Source organism: Undibacterium sp. WLHG33 (assembly GCF_049544815.1).
Lineage (GTDB): Bacteria > Pseudomonadota > Gammaproteobacteria > Burkholderiales > Burkholderiaceae_D > Undibacterium.
In genome coordinates this window covers 820,347-834,477 of the sequence record NZ_CP186697.1, presented here as the reverse complement: position 1 = coordinate 834,477, position 14,131 = coordinate 820,347, and the positions used below count along the sequence as shown (strand labels likewise).

At 48.7% G+C, this 14,131-nt stretch carries 15 protein-coding genes; 14 read left to right on the top strand and 1 reads right to left on the bottom strand.

Going from position 1 to position 14,131, the window contains the following annotated elements:
* Positions 1–21 precede the first annotated feature (21 nt).
* The 7 genes from ugpQ to ACOTSW_RS03795 all read left to right on the top strand — a co-directional run bounded on the left by ugpQ (position 22) and on the right by ACOTSW_RS03795 (position 8,925).
* Positions 22–768: a glycerophosphodiester phosphodiesterase gene (gene ugpQ, locus ACOTSW_RS03825; protein WP_423681094.1), complete on the top strand. Its 747-nt coding sequence runs from the start codon at positions 22–24 to the stop codon at positions 766–768.
* 141 nt (positions 769–909) lie between these two features.
* On the top strand, positions 910–1,239 hold the full coding sequence (locus ACOTSW_RS03820; RefSeq protein ID WP_186883099.1) for a hypothetical protein: 330 nt from the start codon (positions 910–912) through the stop codon (positions 1,237–1,239).
* 226 nt (positions 1,240–1,465) lie between these two features.
* The gene (alaS, locus tag ACOTSW_RS03815; RefSeq protein ID WP_423681093.1) at positions 1,466–4,081 is read left to right on the top strand and encodes an alanine--tRNA ligase; all 2,616 of its coding nucleotides are present in this window, start codon (positions 1,466–1,468) and stop codon (positions 4,079–4,081) included.
* A gap of 432 nt (positions 4,082–4,513) precedes the next feature.
* Positions 4,514–4,741 carry a sulfurtransferase TusA family protein gene (locus tag ACOTSW_RS03810; RefSeq protein ID WP_423681092.1) on the top strand — a complete coding sequence of 76 codons (228 nt, stop codon included), beginning with the start codon at positions 4,514–4,516 and terminating at the stop codon, positions 4,739–4,741.
* Between the two features lie 460 nt (positions 4,742–5,201).
* Positions 5,202–5,954: an electron transfer flavoprotein subunit beta/FixA family protein gene (locus tag ACOTSW_RS03805; RefSeq protein ID WP_423681091.1), complete on the top strand. Its 753-nt coding sequence runs from the start codon at positions 5,202–5,204 to the stop codon at positions 5,952–5,954.
* A 103-nt stretch (positions 5,955–6,057) separates the two neighbouring features.
* Positions 6,058–6,987: an electron transfer flavoprotein subunit alpha/FixB family protein gene (locus tag ACOTSW_RS03800; protein ID WP_423681090.1), complete on the top strand. Its 930-nt coding sequence runs from the start codon at positions 6,058–6,060 to the stop codon at positions 6,985–6,987.
* A gap of 147 nt (positions 6,988–7,134) precedes the next feature.
* Positions 7,135–8,925 carry an acyl-CoA dehydrogenase gene (locus ACOTSW_RS03795; RefSeq protein WP_423681089.1) on the top strand — a complete coding sequence of 597 codons (1,791 nt, stop codon included), beginning with the start codon at positions 7,135–7,137 and terminating at the stop codon, positions 8,923–8,925.
* A 72-nt stretch (positions 8,926–8,997) separates the two neighbouring features.
* Here ACOTSW_RS03795 and ACOTSW_RS03790 read toward each other — a convergent pair whose 3' ends face one another.
* Entirely contained in the window at positions 8,998–9,414 is a 417-nt protein-coding gene (locus tag ACOTSW_RS03790; RefSeq protein WP_423681088.1) for a hypothetical protein, read from the bottom strand.
* 168 nt (positions 9,415–9,582) lie between these two features.
* Between ACOTSW_RS03790 and rpsP the strand changes: the two genes are divergently transcribed.
* From rpsP to ACOTSW_RS03755, 7 genes are all read left to right on the top strand, one after another.
* Positions 9,583–9,834, top strand: coding sequence for a 30S ribosomal protein S16 (gene rpsP, locus ACOTSW_RS03785; RefSeq protein WP_110255824.1), 252 nt, complete (start codon positions 9,583–9,585; stop codon positions 9,832–9,834).
* A 17-nt stretch (positions 9,835–9,851) separates the two neighbouring features.
* Complete coding sequence (gene rimM / locus ACOTSW_RS03780) at positions 9,852–10,394, top strand: ribosome maturation factor RimM (RefSeq protein WP_423681087.1); 543 nt, start codon at positions 9,852–9,854, stop codon at positions 10,392–10,394.
* Between the two features lie 25 nt (positions 10,395–10,419).
* Entirely contained in the window at positions 10,420–11,166 is a 747-nt protein-coding gene (gene trmD / locus ACOTSW_RS03775) for a tRNA (guanosine(37)-N1)-methyltransferase TrmD (protein ID WP_423682253.1), read from the top strand.
* Positions 11,167–11,293: 127 nt separating this feature from the next.
* The gene (rplS, locus tag ACOTSW_RS03770) at positions 11,294–11,677 is read left to right on the top strand and encodes a 50S ribosomal protein L19 (RefSeq protein ID WP_186883107.1); all 384 of its coding nucleotides are present in this window, start codon (positions 11,294–11,296) and stop codon (positions 11,675–11,677) included.
* Between the two features lie 95 nt (positions 11,678–11,772).
* Complete coding sequence (locus ACOTSW_RS03765; protein ID WP_423681086.1) at positions 11,773–12,441, top strand: CoA pyrophosphatase; 669 nt, start codon at positions 11,773–11,775, stop codon at positions 12,439–12,441.
* A gap of 117 nt (positions 12,442–12,558) precedes the next feature.
* Positions 12,559–13,509 carry a CobD/CbiB family protein gene (locus ACOTSW_RS03760; protein WP_423681084.1) on the top strand — a complete coding sequence of 317 codons (951 nt, stop codon included), beginning with the start codon at positions 12,559–12,561 and terminating at the stop codon, positions 13,507–13,509.
* A gap of 61 nt (positions 13,510–13,570) precedes the next feature.
* On the top strand, positions 13,571–14,107 hold the full coding sequence (locus tag ACOTSW_RS03755; RefSeq protein ID WP_423681083.1) for a GNAT family N-acetyltransferase: 537 nt from the start codon (positions 13,571–13,573) through the stop codon (positions 14,105–14,107).
* Positions 14,108–14,131: the final 24 nt, after the last annotated feature.

Below are 14,131 nucleotides of genomic sequence, written 5' to 3'. Positions count from 1 at the left end.
AATATTTTTCTGGAGATGAATATGTGGCCGTATCCCAAAGTCCTGGCACACCGCGGTGGCGGCGTACTTGCGCCAGAGAATACGTTGGCGGCAATCGAGTGTGGAGCTGCGCACGGTTTCAATGCGGTGGAATTTGATGTCATGTTATCAAAGGATGGCGTTCCTGTGCTGATGCACGACCCTGAATTTGGCCGGACCATCAATGGTCGTGGGCATGTAGCGAATACGCTTGCTGCCGATTTACAAAAAATGGATGCGGGTGCGTGGTTTGACTCCAGCTATAAAGGGGAGCCGGTGCCGCTGTATTCTGATGTCGTCCGTTTATGCCGTCAGCATGACATCTGGATGAATGTAGAAATCAAGCCTGCCCCGGGCTTTGAAGAGGAAACCGGGCATATCGTTGCCGCCCGGAGTTCTGAACTATTTGCCGATGTAGCTGTGAGCGATGTAAAGCACCTGCCTTTGTTTTCCTCGTTTTCTTTTGTTGCCCTGATGGCCGCCAAACGTGCCGCACCCACTATTCCGCGCGGTTTGCTGATGGATGAGATTACGTCGGATTGGAAATCGAAATTGCAGGAAGTAGGTGCAGTGTCCCTGCACACGAATCACAAGTATCTGAGTCCATCTCTGGCAAAAAATGTGAAAGACGCTGGCTACGGATTATTTTGCTATACCGTCAACAGTGCCGAGCGCGCAGCGGAAATTTTACGTTGGGGCGTCGATGGATTCTGCACTGACAGGATTGATCTGATACCTGCCGGATTCTGAGATTCATGTCTGCTTACCGCTTGTTACATGACTATACAAATACTTGTCATCGCTGAAGGTTTGCGCTTCGTTGTGGAGTCTATGGGAACAACCCATTGATTTCACTCCCCGGAAACATGCTTCTACATTGAAAGGTACAACATGAAAACGATACAGATGACGGCATTCATTCTTGCCACTGCTTTTGTTGCGCCAGTGTTTGCGCAGACTGCAACACCGAATATCGATAAACGTCAGGCACGTCAGCAGGAACGGATCGCCAAAGGCATCAGCAATGGCGAATTGACTGCGAAAGAAAGCGCAAATCTGGAAAAACGCGAAGCGAAGATTGAAGCAAACAAAGAGGCTGCCGCGGCTGATGGTGTCGTGACTAAACAGGAGCGGGCAAAGCTGGAACATCAGGAAAACGTCGCCAGCAAGCGTATCTATACAAAAAAACATAACGCCAGAAAAGTCGAAACCAGCCAATAAAATTGCTCTCATTGGGAAAAGACCGTCAATGCAAGCAACATTGACGGTCTTTTCTTTTGAAGTTTGCGGACAGCTTTAGTCGTTTTGTGCGCTGGCTCAATGGTAATCACCGATCGCTATTTAATTGACGAATCTTCGGATTTCACAGCGCTGACTCTTGTTATAAGGCAGAATTTATACCGTATAATCAGAAGTTAACTCATTTTCAGCTTTGGCCTATCTTTCTATGAACTCGTCAGAAATCCGCGATAAATTCCTTAGTTTTTTCGAATCCAAAGGGCACACCCGTGTGCGTTCGTCCAGCCTTATTCCGGGCAATGATCCGACTTTATTGTTCACCAATTCCGGTATGGTCCAGTTTAAGGATGTGTTTCTGGGACAGGATAAACGCAGTTACACGCGGGCGACAACAGCACAACGTAGTGTACGCGCAGGCGGTAAGCATAATGATCTGGAAAACGTTGGCTATACAGCGCGTCACCACACTTTCTTCGAAATGCTGGGTAATTTCTCTTTCGGCGATTATTTCAAGAAAGACGCTATTCACTATGCATGGGAATTGCTGACCTCAGTTTATGGTTTGCCCAAAGAAAAGCTGACCGTCACCGTTTATCAGGAAGATGATGAAGCTTACGAAATCTGGAAAAACGAAATTGGCGTACCGGTAGAGCGCATCATCCGCATCGGTGATAACAAAGGCGCGCGCTACGCTTCCGATAACTTCTGGCAGATGGCGGATACTGGTCCTTGCGGCCCGTGTACCGAAATTTTCTATGACCACGGTCCTGAAATCTGGGGTGGTCCTCCAGGATCACCGGACGAAGATGGCGATCGTTTTATTGAAATCTGGAATCTGGTGTTCATGCAGTTTAACAAGGATGAGGCGGGTGTTTTGCATCCATTGCCTAAACCATGCGTGGATACGGGCATGGGTCTGGAACGTTTGTCCGCGGTGTTGCAGCACGTACACTCCAACTATGAAATCGATACTTTCCAAAACCTGATCAAGGCGGCTGCCCGTGAAACTGGATGTACTGATCTGGAAAACAATTCGCTGCGCGTGATTGCGGATCATATTCGCTGCGCTGGTTTCCTGATTGTTGATGGCATCATTCCTGGTAATGAAGGCCGTGGCTACGTGCTGCGCCGAATTACCCGCCGCGCTTTGCGTCATGGCCATAAATTGGGGCAAAGCCAGCCGTTTTTCTACAAGCTGGTGGCAGATCTGGTCAAGGAAATGGGCGGTGCCTATCCTGAACTGGTTGATGCAGCAGAGCGTGTTGCTCAAGTATTGAAGCAGGAAGAAGAACGTTTCGGCGAAACGCTGGAACACGGCATGAAAATTCTGGAAACAGCGCTCCTCAAAGATGGAAAAAATCTTGATGGCGAAACCGCGTTCACTCTGTATGACACTTATGGTTTCCCACTCGATCTGACCGCTGATATCTGCCGAGAACGTAATGTTGTTCTGGATGAGGCTGGCTTCAACGCCGCGATGGAAAGGCAAAGACAGACTGCGCGTGCTGCCGGTAAGTTCAAAATGGCGACCGCGATTGAATACAGCGGCGATAAAACCAAGTTCGTCGGCTACGATCAATTGCAACACGAAGCGAAGGTTGTTGCGTTGTATGTTGATGGCAGTGCCGTTAATGAAATCAAGGCTGGTCAACAAGCGATCGTAGTGCTCGACACGACCCCTTTCTATGCTGAATCCGGTGGTCAGTGTGGCGATTCTGGAGTGTTGTTAGGATTGGACGGTGCGGTCTTTGAAGTGGCAGACACGCAGAAAATTCAGGCGGATGTTTTTGGTCACCACGGTGTGTTGAAATCCGGCAACCTGACTATCGTGCAAAACGTCAAGGCGGAAGTAAATGCAGAAATTCGTGCACAAACGATGCGTAATCACTCAGCCACGCACCTGATGCATAAGGCATTGCGTGAAGTGTTGGGTAGCCATGTTGCGCAAAAAGGCTCCCTGGTTGACGTTGAAAAAACCCGTTTCGACTTCAGTCACAATGGCCCGATGACTGCGGATGAAATCCGTCAGGTAGAGACCATTGTTAATCGTGAAATTCTGGCGAATGCTGCGACCAGCGCACAACTGATGGCTTTTGACGACGCGGTCAAACATGGCGCGATGGCTTTGTTTGGCGAAAAATATGGTGATGAAGTCCGCGTGCTGGACATCGGTTCTTCCCGTGAGTTGTGCGGTGGTACGCATGTGTCCCGTACTGGCGATATAGGCTTATTCAAGATCGTTGCTGAAAGTGGTGTCGCAGCGGGCATACGCCGTGTTGAAGCAGTAACGGGTGAGGTCGCGCTGGCGTTGGTGCAGAATCTGAACAGCCGCATCAATGAAGCTGCTGCAGCCTTGAAAACACAACCGGAAGAATTGACGCAGCGTATCGGACAGGTGCAGGATCATGTCAAGTCCCTTGAGAAAGAGCTGGCAACATTGAAATCTAAAATGGCATCCAGTCAGGGTGACGATCTGCTCAACAAAGCAGTCGATGTTAAGGGTATCAAGGTTCTGGCGGCGACGCTGGATGGCGCAGATGTCACAGCTTTGCGTGAGACCATGGACAAACTGAAAGATAAATTGAAAACTGCGGCGATTGTATTGGCTGCTGTGAACGACGGAAAGGTCAGTCTGATCGCTGGTGTGACAGCAGATAGCACATCTAAATTGAAAGCCGGTGATTTGGTTAACTTTGTGGCGCAGCAAGTCGGCGGCAAGGGCGGCGGTCGTCCGGATATGGCGCAAGCCGGTGGGACTGATCCTTCAGGTTTACCAAATGCACTCGCGGGCGTGGCAGACTGGATCAGTACTAAATTAGCCTGATCACAGTTTCTGAGTAAAAGCCTGACAAAAAACCGGCATGCGTGCCGGTTTTTTTATTCTCGGCGATTTGAATTTAAAAAATTTTCTGATCAGGAACAACGGTTCAGAAACAGCTCTGCCTGAGAATTTTCAAAAAATGCGCAGGATTTCACCTATGATGAAATAATAAAACAGAAGACAGTTCCCTTTGGTATGGATCGGTGCCGTTATAACTCTCAATGTTAGTTTGCCTTGTTTCTGTTGATATAAATTTTGAAATACAGAATGGATTCGGAAAGCGATTTGCGATATTTTGGTGCAGATTTTGCGTTAAAAAACAGGACAAATGTTGTTAGTCTGCTGCATCGCACCATGTCAATGAAAATTCCGGTAGAATTGGTGCGTCAAATGTTTTGCAAATGACCTATATCGTTTGCTGCTACAGGAAAAATCATGCAATTCAACAAAGAACTTGACGCTCGTGGACTCAGTTGTCCTTTGCCTATTTTGAAGACGAAAAAGGCACTTGCTGAAATGATTACCGGTGAGGTCTTGCACGTGCTTGCAACTGATCCCGGGTCCGTTCGTGACTTCAAAGCATTTTCAAAACAAACAGGAAATGAATTGCTGTCGCATCAGGAAAGTAGTAATGAATTCGAGTATTTTATTAAGCGCAAATAAATCTCAGATTTCACAAAAAAGCCCGCAATAATTTGCGGGCTTTTTTATTATGAGGATAATTGTCAGTAGCGTTGAAAGATGTTGATCATTCTGATGCTGACGTATGGAGACTGCGAAACGAAAGCTGATCTGTCGCTCAAAATCCCGGACCATTGAGAGCTTGCACACCTGTAAAATATGCTGATTAGATACTCTGCTCTAGACGCAATCCAAACAAAAAAGGAACGATCGTGCTAAATTGTGCGAAATCTTATCATTTCGATTTATAATGAACCCGGTTTACTTTACGTATACGTCAATTTACTTAACCAGACAGGTCCTGTAGTTGTTCGTGAAGCAAGGGGCTTTACGACCTGGTTAAACTGGTTGATCAGCATGGCCCGGTATTAATTAGTAATAAATAAATCCAATAGAAGTAAGTTCATCTGTATTCCCAATTAGCTCACAAAAAGGCAGAACTATGAAAGTCCTGGTACCAGTCAAACGAGTAGTCGATTACAACGTCAAAGTACGTGTCAAGTCAGATGGCACAGGTGTTGATATCGCCAATGTCAAAATGTCGATGAATCCTTTCGATGAAATCGCCGTCGAAGAAGCAACCCGCCTGAAAGAAGCCGGTGTTGTGACTGAGATTGTTGCTGTTTCGTGCGGTGTTACTCAATGCCAGGAAACCTTGCGTACTGCAATGGCGATTGGCGCAGACCGCGGCATTCTGGTTGAGACTGATGCTGATTTACAGCCGCTGGCTGTAGCAAAATTGCTCAAAGCGCTGGCCGATAAAGAGCAACCACAACTGATTATTCTCGGTAAGCAAGCTATTGATGACGATTGCAATCAGACCGGTCAGATGCTGGCGGCTTTATTGGGCTGGCCACAAGCTACTTTCGCGTCGAAAGTGACCGTCGCTGACGGTAAAGCAACTGTGACCCGTGAAGTAGACGGTGGTCTGGAAACTGTTGCCCTGACTCTGCCTGCAATCGTGACAACGGATTTGCGTCTGAATGAGCCACGCTATGTGACTCTGCCTAACATCATGAAAGCGAAGAAAAAGCCGCTCGATAATGTCAAGCCTGCAGATCTGGGTGTAGATGTCGCTTCCCGCGTCAAAACACTGAAAGTGGCTGAGCCGGCAAAACGCAGCGCAGGTATTGTTGTTCCTGACGTGGCAACTTTGGTTTCCAAACTGAAAAACGAAGCAAAAGTGATTGGCTGATTTGCTGATTGCAGCCGATTCAATTACGGATTGCTTCACCACACCTTATTTACAAATTTTTTCATCAGATAGCATGCTGGTGATTTATTAAGTGGAAAACATCATGACTACACTCGTCATCGCTGAACACGACAACGCTGGCCTCAAGGGCAGCACTTTGAATACCGTTACTGCCGCGATTCAATGCGGCGGTGATGTTCACGTACTGGTTGCAGGTTCCAATGCCGGTGCCGCAGCCGCAGCCGCAGCACAGATCGCTGGCGTCAGCAAAGTATTGCATGCCGACGCAGCACATTTTGCTGATGGTCTGGCAGAGAATGTTGCTGAGCAGGTATTGGCTGTTGCTGCTGGTTACAGCCATATTCTGGCTCCGGCAACAGCTTACGGTAAAAACATTCTGCCACGCGTCGCCGCTAAACTGGACGTTTCTCAGATTTCTGAAATTACAAAAGTCGATGCTCCTGACACGTTTGAACGTCCGATTTATGCGGGTAATGCGATTGCAACCGTGCAATCGACCGATACAGTTAAAGTAATCACCGTTCGTACCACAGGATTTGACGCTGCGACAACAGGTGGCTCTGCTGCTGTCGAGACCATTGCTGCAGTTGCTGACTCTGGTAAATCGGTTTTTGTCTCGCGTGAAGTTGCCAAGTCTGACCGTCCTGAACTGACTGCTGCAAAAATCATCGTTTCCGGTGGTCGCGGTATGGGTTCTGCGGATGCCTTTAAAGTACTGGAGCCATTGGCAGACAAATTGGGCGCAGCAATGGGCGCATCCCGTGCTGCGGTTGACGCGGGCTTCGTTCCTAACGATTGGCAGGTTGGTCAGACCGGTAAGATCGTTGCACCTCAACTGTACATCGCCGTTGGTATTTCCGGTGCGATCCAGCATCTGGCTGGTATGAAGGATTCGAAAACGATTGTAGCGATCAACAAAGATCCAGAAGCACCGATTTTCTCCGTTGCTGATTACGGTATCGTTGGTGATCTGTTTGAAATCGTACCTCAGCTCGTTGCTGAACTGGGCTGATTTTAATGAATTCGTGGGCCGTTAATTTGATAACCGGCCCAGACTGGACAGAATGAGTGGTTTGTCGCGCCATTGACAGCAGTGTTTTTGTTGTTGTGACACATTGCTGATTCTGTCCTTTTTTCTTTTCTATTTTTAGGAAATGCTATGACTTATGTCGCACCTGTGAAAGACATGCTGTTCGCGATGAATGAACTTGCGGGCTTGTCAGACGTGAATGCTTTACCCGGCTGTGAAGATGCCACGCCTGAAACTGTAGAGGCGGTACTGGAAGAAAATGCAAAATTTGCGGGTGAGGTTGTTGCACCTTTGAATTGGGAAGGCGATAAAGCGCCAAGTTACTGGCAGGATGGACAAGTCTTTACGACTAAAGGCTTCAAAGAAGCATTCAAAATGTTTGCTGAAGCCGGCTGGCAGGGTGTGCAACATCCACAGGAGTTCGGCGGACAGGGCTTGCCTAAGCTGGTCGCGACACCATGCATAGAAATGCTCAATTCAGCCAGTATTTCATTCGCACTTTGCCCATTGCTGACCGACGGCGCAATCGAAGCATTGCTGACAGCAGGTAGTGATGAGCAAAAAGGAATATATCTGGAAAATCTGATTTCAGGTAAATGGACAGGCACGATGAATCTGACTGAGCCACAGGCTGGCTCGGATCTGGCGATGGTACGTACACGGGCCGTTCCGCAAGGCGATGGCACTTACAAGATTTTCGGTACCAAGATTTTCATTACTTATGGTGAACACGATATGGCCGAAAATATCGTTCACCTAGTTTTGGCCCGTACACCAGATGCACCGGAAGGCGTGAAGGGTATTTCCCTGTTTATCGTACCGAAATTCCTGGTCAACGCCGATGGTAGTCTGGGGGCTCGTAATGACGCGCACTGTGTTTCGATTGAGCATAAGCTGGGTATTAAGGCTAGCCCGACGGCAGTGTTGCAATTCGGCGACAACGGTGGTGCGATCGGTACACTGGTAGGCGAGGAAAACCGTGGCCTGGAATACATGTTCATCATGATGAATGCGGCACGTTTCGGCGTCGGTATGCAAGGGATAGGTGTCGCTGAGCGCGCATATCAAAAAGCGGTACAGTACGCCAAAGACCGTATTCAGTCCCGTGATCTCGCAGGCTCTGCAGGTCCGGTAGCAATCATTAATCATCCTGACGTACGCCGTATGCTGATGTCCATGCGTGCTCAGACAGAGGCAGCCCGGGCGTTGGCTTATGTTGCTGCCGGACTGAGCGATATTGCGCACCATCATGCTGATCCGGCAACACGTAAAGCGAATCAGGCTGTGTATGAATATCTGGTTCCTATCGTCAAAGGCTGGTCGACCGAGATGTCACTGGATGTGACTTCAACTGGTGTGCAGGTACATGGTGGTATGGGCTTCATCGAAGAAACCGGAGCAGCACAGCATTACCGCGATGCCAAAATCCTGACAATTTACGAAGGCACGACAGCAATCCAGGCGAATGATCTGGTTGGACGTAAGACTGCACGTGATGGAGGTGCTACGGCAAAAGCCTTGATTGCGCAAATCCGTGAAACGGAAACAGCACTGGCGGCAACGAATCAACCTGATTTACTGGCTATTCAGAAGCAACTGGCGGCAGGTTCTGCTGCGCTTGAGGACGTGGTTGCCTATGTTGTTGCGAATTTCAAGCAGGATATCAAAGGCGTCTTTGCAGGTAGTGTGCCGTATCTGAAGCTGGCTGGCATTGTACTGGGGGGCTGGCAGATGGCCCGTGCGGCATTGATCGCCCAGCAGAAGCTCCAATCGACGGCAGGCGATACCGCTTTTTATCAGGCGAAAATTAAAACGGCAAGATTCTTTGCTGACCATATTCTGTCCGCTGCTCAAGGATTGCGTTCCGCTATCGTTGACGGTAGTGCAGGGGTGCTTGCCTTACATGAAGATCAGTTTTAATTTCGACTGAAGTAAAATGTAAAATAAAAAAGGGACTCATTTCTGAGTCCCTTTTTTTATTGCTGATCCGGCTTAGCCGTAGGCGCCACCGGTATATAGCAGATCAAATGCGCGGGCAATGACACCGATCAGTGTGATGGCGCCGATTCCTGCGGTCAGGACGAGTATCAATGCCAGTGGCCATGATGATGCGCTTGTTTTGACTGAGTCCGGGTTATGTCTGGCGTCCCATTTTTCGTCGGGTGTCAGTCCCGTTACCAGTGCTTCAATTAAGGCAATTAAGAATGATAAAATAAGCAAGCTATAGGTCAGCAGAGCCTGAGAGCCAAAGTAAAAATGGCTGATCAGGATGGAGATTGGTAAGCTGGCAAGATGAACCCATCCCCAGTAGTCATATTTGCCATACAGATAAAATCTGTGCGCCCCGACGCAGCCTGCCATTGCCGCCAGTAAGGTTGTGATGGTTTTGTTTTTGTGTGTGGCTATCATCAGGTTTTCTTACAATTTGTCAGAGGGATAATTGTAGCTGACGCTGTGGCTGGTATCCAAATCAACACGTTTATGGCACATATCTTTGATAGTCCTTGCTTGTTTTGTTTTGGACGGGCTATAATCTACAGCTTTTTCCGCGTTTAGAACAATTTTTTTGGAAATATTATGGTCGTTATTCGTTTAGCTCGTGGTGGCGCAAAAAAGCGTCCTTTTTACAACATCGTTGCAACTGATTCCCGTAATCGTCGCGATGGCCGCTTTATCGAGCGCATCGGTTTTTACAATCCAGTAGCAACTGGCAACGCAGAAACAGTACGCGTTGCTGCTGATCGTCTGGCTTACTGGCAAGGCGTTGGCGCACAATTGTCGCCAGCAGTTGCTCGTCTGGTAGCTCAGTCTGGCAAAGCGGCAGCTTAATAGTTAGTTTGCTCTCAATGCCAGTTGAAGTTCATGTTCCTGAAGATTTGGTCCTGGTGGGCTATATCTCGGGAGCATTTGGTATTCATGGATGGGTAAAGATTCGTCCTTACTCGCCAGACGCTGATGCAATGTTGTCTGCCAAAACCTGGTGGATTGATAAGCCGGATCTGCACGATGTTAATCGACTTGAAGCAAAAATTCACGGCGAAGACCTGGTGGCAAGATTGGTTGGTGTTCCGGATCGGAACGCTGCCGAAGCACTGAAAGGCGCGACTATCAAAATATCACGTAAGCACTTCCCGGCTTTGGCTGAGGGAGAGTTTTACTGGCATGATCTGATCGGTTTGGTAGTAGAGAATTTGCAGGGTGAATACCTCGGCGTGGTTCGTGATCTGATGGATAATGGTGCTCATCCTATTCTGCGAGTCGCTGCTGCCGATGTTCCTGAATCTGAATTGCAAAAGCATGAAAAATTGATTCCTTTTGTCGATCATTTCGTCAAAGAGGTTGATCAGGCAGCTGGCAAAATTCAGGTTGACTGGGGTACAGATTATTAACCCGATGCAATCAGAAGGCATGTGTATGCAGTTTGATGTCATCACTCTGTTCCCGGAAATGTTTGGCGCTATTACGCAATCAGGTGTGACGCGACGTGCGTTTGAGCAGCGTAAATGTGAGTTGAAGCTGTGGAGTCCGCGTGATTTCACAACGGACCGTCACCGCACGGTGGACGATCGTCCATACGGAGGTGGCCCTGGGATGGTGATGCTTGCCAAACCGTTGCAGTCGGCAATTGATGCAGCTAAAGCGCGTCAGGCAGAACTGACGAAACCGGCTCCTAAGGTTATTTATCTGTCGCCGCAGGGACAGCGTCTGACGCATAAACGCGTGATGCAGATATCTGAGTTATCTGGACTGATCTTGCTGTGCGGTCGTTATGAGGCTGTTGATCAGCGTTTGCTCGATACGTATGTTGATGAAGAGATCAGCCTCGGTGATTTTGTATTGTCCGGTGGTGAATTACCAGCCATGGCGTTAATGGATGCCGTTATCCGCCAGATTCCCGGCGTTTTGCACGATGATGACTCGGCCGTGCAGGATAGTTTTGTAAATGGCTTGCTGGATTGTCCGCATTACACCAGACCCGAGATATTTGAACAGCAAGCGGTACCGGCTGTTCTGATGAGCGGAAATCATGCTGAAATTGAAAAATGGCGGCGTCAGCGTGCACTGGAAGCAAGTGCAAAGAAACGCCCCGATTTGATTCTGGCGGCTCGGGAAGCTGGTTTGCTCAGCCGTGCGGATGAGAAGTTTTTGAGTAGTTTGTAAGTTTCTCTGCTGATGCAGGGATATAAAAGAGCGTTCCTATCTGGTTCGCATGTTAAACCCCATCCTCTACCGGGCAGAAGTCAGACTCCGTCTGCAGCGTCGGCAAGATGGTTATCGGAGTATAAAAATGGATCTGATCCAAAAATTAGAGCAAGAAGAAATTGCTCGTCTCGGTAAAAGTATTCCTGACTTTGCGCCAGGCGATACTGTTGTTGTCAGCGTTAACGTTGTTGAAGGTACACGTAAACGTACACAGGCTTACGAGGGTGTTGTTATTTCCCGCCGTAACCGTGGTTTAAATTCCAACTTCATCGTTCGTAAAATTTCTTCCGGTGAAGGCGTTGAGCGTACATTCCAGTTGTACTCTCCACTGATCGCTTCTATTGAAGTGAAACGTCGCGGTGATGTACGTCGTGCTAAGTTGTACTACCTGCGTGAACGTTCAGGCAAATCTGCTCGTATTAAAGAGAAATTGCCAGCACGTAAAGTCGCAGCTGCAAAAGCAGAGTAATATCTGTTTATGCCGTAAAAAAAAGGGATGCCTTCGGCGTCCCTTTTTTTATGTGCCGCTGAAAATAAAAGCTAAGAAAATAAGAGTTGATTGTCGTGACTAAATTGATTTTGACACCCGAGCACTTACCGATTCATTCGATCGCAGACGAGGATGAGGTTGAAGCAGAAAGGCTGACGCCGGAATGGTTAAGGCAGCGTTTTTCCAGTCCGCCGATATGGACGCCGGAATCCAGTAATGAAGAGCTGATGGCGGGCGAGCGGGTGTTTCGTCCGGCATCGGTATTGATTCCTATCGTGACGCGTGAAAATGGGCTTACCCTGCTGCTGACTGAACGCGCTGCACATTTACAGCATCATGCGGGGCAGATCAGTTTTCCAGGTGGTCGTTTTGAATTGGCGGATGGAAGCGCGACTGAAACTGCTTTACGTGAAACCGAAGAAGAGGTTGGCTTACCTCGTTCTCATATCGATATTCTGGGGGCTTTACCTGACTACAAAACCGGAACGGGTTATCAGGTCAGCCCGATTGTTTCTTTAGTCAAGCCGCCTTTCGAAACGATCACTGATCCCGGTGAAGTGGCTTCTGTATTCGAGGTACCGCTGGCATTTCTGATGAATGCACGTCACCACCAGCGACGTATATTTCAAATGCCGGATGGAAGCGGGAGCAGAATGTTTTATGCAATGCCATATCAGGACAGATTTATCTGGGGCGCGACTGCTGGCATGTTGCGTAATCTGTTTCATTTTCTGCGAGCATGACAAGAACACGTTTCTCCGGGAACAAAGCTTCATAATCTGGGGAATTCGGTTTACACTTGCCGCACCGGTAAATTCTTCTAAGACAGTCGTCTGACTGCGAATCTAGCTCAGCCTATCATGACATTTATTTCTATTTTGTTTGCCCTCCTTTTTGAGCAACTCAAACCCTTGCGTGCAGATAATCCTATCTATGCACAGATACAGGTGCTGGCAAATAAAATTGAAGCCTCCTTCAATGCTGGTAAGGTTGCCCATGGCCGATTGGGCTGGTGGATTGTGGTCGGCTCGCTGACAATTCCAACCGCATTGATCTACTGGCTTTGTCTGCGTCTGAGCCCGTTCGCCGCATTTGCATGGAATGTCGTGATCGTTTATCTGACGCTGGGTTTTCGTCGTTACAGCCATTACTTCACTTCGATACAACTAGCTCTGAGTGCAGGTGATGAGGACGCCGCCAGACGTCATCTGTCCGACTGGATCCACCGCGATACCAGTGACCTTGATGTGTCAGAAATATCCCGTCTCGCGGTTGAACGCTCGCTGATTGCTACTCACAGAAATGTATTCGGCGTGTTTTTCTGGTTTCTGATGCCGGTCGGGCCAGCTTGTGCTGTGATGTACAGGGTAGCCGAATATCTTGCACATGCATGGACAGAGCCTGAGCATATGAAAAATGAAGAGTTTGGTGTTTATGCTGCAAAAGTATTCTATTGGATCGATTGGGTTCCTGCGCGTCTGACTGGCGTCGCATTTGCCATCGTCGGTAATTTCGAAGACGCAGTGTATTCGTGGCGTAATTATGCTGATCGCTGGTCTGATGAAGCTGTCGGTATTATTTTGTCTGCCGGTGGCGGGGCGCTTGGTTTGCGTTTAGGCGAGCCTGAAGAAAAAGCCATGGTGTTGCAAGCGGATGCAACCGCAGTGGACGTTGACAGCCTTGAGCTCGAAAGCCAGCCTGGAAGCGAAGCAACGCCACGCGCGCTGCAAAGCGTTGTTGGCCTCGTCTGGCGTGCACTGTTATTGTGGATGCTGATGCTGGCATTACTGTCGTTTTCAGTCTGGGTCTGATCCGTATGATGGCGACATCTTTTAGCATCAGATGCAGCAAATAACGATATCTGATCTTTGTTTGCGTGCTTTTGAAAAAAAAGATGCGGCGGCATTTGCAGCGATGGTGCGCGACACAGCGATGAGTGCTGATCAGTCGATGTACTGGTGCCATCCTGACTATACCGAGGCGCAGGCGCTGGAATGGTTCGCGGTCTGTGCACAAGAACGTGCATTCCAAACCGCGTATGAATTCGGTATTTTCAATAAAGAGTCTGGCGAGCTATCAGGTGCGGCAGGTATCAACATGATAGACCGCATCTGCCGGCGTTGTAACCTGAGCTACTGGGTCTCTCCACGCTGGCAAGGGCAGGGCATTGCAACGACGGTAGCGTCGGCGCTGACACAATATGCTTTCTCAGAGTTGCAACTGTTCAGAGTTGAGCTGGTGATGGCGATGACTAACCTGGCCAGCCGCCGCGTTGCAGATAAAGCCGGGGCGCAATTTGAGGGGCTGGCGCGTCATCGTCTGTATCTGAACGGGAGTAGTGTCGATGCAGCTGTCTATTCCCTGATTCCCGGTGAGGTACGCATCGCCTCTTGCCTTACGTACACCTAGCCGTATTTTCTGCTTTTTTCAAGT

Coding starts and splice junctions, on each gene's coding strand:
- ACOTSW_RS03760 (WP_423681084.1), top strand. CDS start 12,559: ATGACATTTATTTCTATTTTGTTTGCCCTCCTTTTTGAGCAACTCAAA.
- rplS (WP_186883107.1), top strand. CDS start 11,294: ATGGATCTGATCCAAAAATTAGAGCAAGAAGAAATTGCTCGTCTCGGT.
- ACOTSW_RS03820 (WP_186883099.1), top strand. CDS start 910: ATGAAAACGATACAGATGACGGCATTCATTCTTGCCACTGCTTTTGTT.
- rimM (WP_423681087.1), top strand. CDS start 9,852: ATGCCAGTTGAAGTTCATGTTCCTGAAGATTTGGTCCTGGTGGGCTAT.
- ACOTSW_RS03800 (WP_423681090.1), top strand. CDS start 6,058: ATGACTACACTCGTCATCGCTGAACACGACAACGCTGGCCTCAAGGGC.
- ugpQ (WP_423681094.1), top strand. CDS start 22: ATGTGGCCGTATCCCAAAGTCCTGGCACACCGCGGTGGCGGCGTACTT.
- ACOTSW_RS03790 (WP_423681088.1), bottom strand. CDS start 9,414: ATGATAGCCACACACAAAAACAAAACCATCACAACCTTACTGGCGGCA.
- ACOTSW_RS03810 (WP_423681092.1), top strand. CDS start 4,514: ATGCAATTCAACAAAGAACTTGACGCTCGTGGACTCAGTTGTCCTTTG.
- trmD (WP_423682253.1), top strand. CDS start 10,420: ATGCAGTTTGATGTCATCACTCTGTTCCCGGAAATGTTTGGCGCTATT.
- alaS (WP_423681093.1), top strand. CDS start 1,466: ATGAACTCGTCAGAAATCCGCGATAAATTCCTTAGTTTTTTCGAATCC.
- rpsP (WP_110255824.1), top strand. CDS start 9,583: ATGGTCGTTATTCGTTTAGCTCGTGGTGGCGCAAAAAAGCGTCCTTTT.
- ACOTSW_RS03805 (WP_423681091.1), top strand. CDS start 5,202: ATGAAAGTCCTGGTACCAGTCAAACGAGTAGTCGATTACAACGTCAAA.
- ACOTSW_RS03795 (WP_423681089.1), top strand. CDS start 7,135: ATGACTTATGTCGCACCTGTGAAAGACATGCTGTTCGCGATGAATGAA.